The organism is Acinetobacter sp. L-24 (assembly GCF_056857555.1).
Window position 1 is genome coordinate 1 of record NZ_JBSXNI010000003.1, and the last position, 3,363, is coordinate 3,363.

6 protein-coding genes are annotated in these 3,363 nt (G+C 38.5%); 1 reads left to right on the forward strand and 5 read right to left on the reverse strand.

The features are described from left to right. The 5 genes from AC13CK_RS00050 to arsC all read right to left on the reverse strand — a co-directional run. Positions 1–498 (reverse strand): NAD(P)H-dependent oxidoreductase (locus AC13CK_RS00050; protein ID WP_482830842.1); only part of this gene is annotated, 498 nt, incomplete at its 3' end. A 4-nt stretch (positions 499–502) separates the two neighbouring features. Further along, positions 503–1,543, reverse strand: a complete 1,041-nt coding sequence (gene arsB, locus AC13CK_RS00055) for an ACR3 family arsenite efflux transporter (protein WP_004644740.1) — start codon at positions 1,541–1,543, stop codon at positions 503–505. 5 nt (positions 1,544–1,548) lie between these two features. Further along, entirely contained in the window at positions 1,549–2,022 is a 474-nt protein-coding gene (locus tag AC13CK_RS00060) for an arsenate reductase ArsC (protein WP_004781073.1), read from the reverse strand. A gap of 4 nt (positions 2,023–2,026) precedes the next feature. Further along, positions 2,027–2,350, reverse strand: coding sequence for a metalloregulator ArsR/SmtB family transcription factor (locus AC13CK_RS00065; RefSeq protein ID WP_004644742.1), 324 nt, complete (start codon positions 2,348–2,350; stop codon positions 2,027–2,029). A gap of 44 nt (positions 2,351–2,394) precedes the next feature. Then, positions 2,395–2,823, reverse strand: a complete 429-nt coding sequence (arsC, locus tag AC13CK_RS00070) for an arsenate reductase (glutaredoxin) (protein WP_004733243.1) — start codon at positions 2,821–2,823, stop codon at positions 2,395–2,397. 315 nt (positions 2,824–3,138) lie between these two features. Between arsC and AC13CK_RS00075 the strand changes: the two genes are divergently transcribed. Next, positions 3,139–3,363 (forward strand): recombinase family protein (locus AC13CK_RS00075; RefSeq protein ID WP_482830843.1); only part of this gene is annotated, 225 nt, incomplete at its 3' end.

A 3,363-nucleotide genomic window follows, 5' to 3' on the forward strand; every position in this document is an offset into this window, starting at 1 on the left:
AGACTGATTTGGAATGGTGATCATCCGCATCCACCGCCCCAAAATACGCATCTGGTTCAGGCTGTTAAATGACTGTGATCCGCCACTGACTTGCATCAAGGCAAGAGTTTTACCTTGGGTAGCACGGATTGCCCCTCCTGCCAGTGGAATCCAGTCGATTTGAGATTTAAAGATTGAACTCATAGAACCATGGCGTTCAGGTGAACACCAGACCATGCCTTCTGACCATGCTAAAAGCTCATGCAGTTCTTTTACTTTTGGATGCTCAGTATCCGCATCTTCTGGTAAAGGAAGCCCTTTAGGATGAAAGATTTTTATTTCCGCCCCAAAATGCTCAAGGATTCGACCGGCTTCAAGAACTGCAAGGCGACTGTAAGAACGTTCTCGATTAGAGCCATACAGCAGCAAAATTCGCGGAGGATGAGCAAGTTCTTTGGCTTGAACTTTTTCAAAGGTGGGTTGCTCAAGAAGATTTAGATCTACATTTGGGAGATTCATAGAGTTAGGCCTCTTTAAAAACTTTCTTTCTCAGCCAGAGTGAAACACTCACCAAGGCAATCAACACAGGAACTTCGACCAGTGGGCCAATAATCGTGGTAAAAGCAACAGGCGAAGCGATACCAAAAGTTGCAATCGCTACTGCAAGTGATAATTCAAAATTATTCCCCGCTGCGGTAAATGCAATTGCTGTGGTCTTAGGATAGTCATTGCCCATCCATTTACTCATAAAGAAGCTGATGAAGAACATTAAAACGAAGTAAATGGTTAAAGGAATCGCGATGCGTAAAACTTCAAGCGGAAGACTCACGACATCACCGCCTTTTAGGCTAAACATGGCCAGAATGGTGAACAGCAAAGCCATTAAACTCAGCGGACTGATTTTCGGAATGAACTTGGTTTCATACCATTCCACGCCTTTCTGTTTCACCAAAATCCATCGCGTTAAGAAACCTAATAAGAACGGAATACCAAGATAAACCAGAACAGCATGGGTGATGGTCCAGAAATCGACATTAATGACCTGCGAAGCGACACCAAAATAGGGTGGAAGGAAGGTCAGGAATAACCAGGCATAGGTACTGAAAAATAGAATCTGGAAGATGCTGTTAAAGGCAACTAATGCTGCAACATATTGATTATCACCACAGGCCAAGCCATTCCACACCAGAACCATGGCAATACATCGAGCAAGACCAATCAGGATGACACCGGTCATATATTCTGGATAACTATGTAAAAATATGATTGCCAGGGCAAACATGAGTACTGGCGCGATCAGCCAGTTTTGTACTAAGGACAAAGTAAGGGTTTTCTTATCCTTAAACACTTGTGGCAAAGTCGCATAGTTCACTTTTGCCAGTGGTGGATACATCATTAGAATAAGACCAATCGCGATTGGAATATTCACTGAATCAATGCTTAATTTATCGAGTGCGACAGAAGCCTGAGGAAAGAAGTTTCCGATGGCAATGCCTAAGGCCATGGCAATAAAAATCCATAGCGTCAGGTTGCGATCTAAAAAAGATAAGCGTTTTTCAGACATTTCACTTACTCAACGTTCGAAATTTGATTAATTGCTGCAATCAATTCTGAGCGAGATAGTTTATCTACATTAAGTTTAAATAAAGCATCTAAGCGACGATTGATATGTTCAACAGTGCTCATAAAGGCTTTCATTTTTTCTTCTTTATTCACGTCTAAGTGTGAAGGATCAGCCAAGCCCCAATGTGCCTTGATTGCTCCACCCAAATAAAGTGGACATGCTTCTTGAGCAGCAGAATCACATACTGTGATCACAACATCAGGTTGATATTGTTCACAATCATTAATCGTTTTACTCCATAAACCTTCGGTAGATAATCCTAAGTTTTCAAGGGTTTCTAAAGTTAGCGGGTGAACTTGACCTGAAGGCTTACTCCCAGCGCTATAGGCTTTCCAACCTTCTGGTGCTCGGCTATTAAACAAAACTTCAGACAAAATGCTACGGCAGCTATTTCCAGTACATAAAAATAAAAATTTCATTGAATTACTCACAATAACTATTTACAGAAAGGGGGTGTTGATCATCCAGCTTTGATTGAGATTGAACCGTCTTCAAAATATCTAAAATTTCATAACACCAGTTGGCCAATTTTGGATTGATACTGTAGTAAACCCATTGGCCTTGTCTGCGATCTTGAAGTAGCCCTGAAGCACGTAAAAGGGCTAAATGTCTTGAAATTTTCGGTTGACTGAGTTGTAGTTTTTCAGTCAAATCACATACACATAGTTCTTTATTTTCAACAATTAATGTCACTATATTGAGACGTGTTTCATCTGATAAGCATTTAAAAAAATTAACTTGATCCATATAAATCTCCTTCACATTCTTTCCATTCAAGAGATGAGAAAGTACTATTTAATTCTTTGGCCATTTTCATCAATAATTTTTTCACCATCTTCTTTGCTAAATGCGCCTTTCTGAGGAAACGGGAGAATATCCAAAACAACTTCAGAAGGACGACACAAACGTGTACCTAAATCCGTAACAACGAATGGGCGGTTAATCAAAATAGGATGTTGAAGCATAAAATTTAAAAGCTGTTCATCAGACCAATCTTCCCGAACAATTTCTAAATCAGAATATGGAGGTACATTTTTACGAATTGCTTCTCTAACACTTAAACCAGCACTACGAATAAGTTCAATTAATTCTGCTTTCGAAGGTGGGGTAATTAGATATTCAATAACGATTGGTTCAATTCCTGCATTTTGAATTAAAGCTAAGGTATTCCTTGATGTACCACACTCAGGATTGTGATAAATCTTTATGGTCGAGAACATTTTGACTAACACTGCTATTAGAAACTCAGATATACTTATATACGTATTTCCACATATATGTAAATACGTATATTGATTTTATTTAAATTACTTAATGTCAATAAATGTATATATATTCTTGCAAATTCTTATGAGTGAGAAAAAACTCGTTATTTAAATATGTAAATTTAGAGTATACCCTAAAGTTACAATCTGAAAGTTCATGAAATTATGTATCATTTAAATGATTTTTAATCATAAGTAACATGTAACTTTAGTGTTAAAGATTTATAATTTACGAAATTGTTCATTTTTATCCAATTGGGGCGTGAAAAAGTGAAAGGCCAAAAAGTAGGGTATGTCCGGGTAAGTTCTGTCGAGCAAAACACTGGACGTCAACTTGAAGGAATTGAGGTTGATCGGATTTTTGTTGACCGTGCTTCAGGTAAAAATACTGACCGACCTAAATTTCAGGAAATGTTGAACTATGTCCGGGAAGGGGACAGGGTGATTGTACATTCAATGGATCGTTTTGCGCGAAGCCTAAAAGATTTGGTCACT

Coding starts and splice junctions, on each gene's coding strand:
- arsB (WP_004644740.1), bottom strand. CDS start 1,543: ATGTCTGAAAAACGCTTATCTTTTTTAGATCGCAACCTGACGCTATGG.
- AC13CK_RS00060 (WP_004781073.1), bottom strand. CDS start 2,022: ATGAAATTTTTATTTTTATGTACTGGAAATAGCTGCCGTAGCATTTTG.
- AC13CK_RS00065 (WP_004644742.1), bottom strand. CDS start 2,350: ATGGATCAAGTTAATTTTTTTAAATGCTTATCAGATGAAACACGTCTC.
- arsC (WP_004733243.1), bottom strand. CDS start 2,823: ATGTTCTCGACCATAAAGATTTATCACAATCCTGAGTGTGGTACATCA.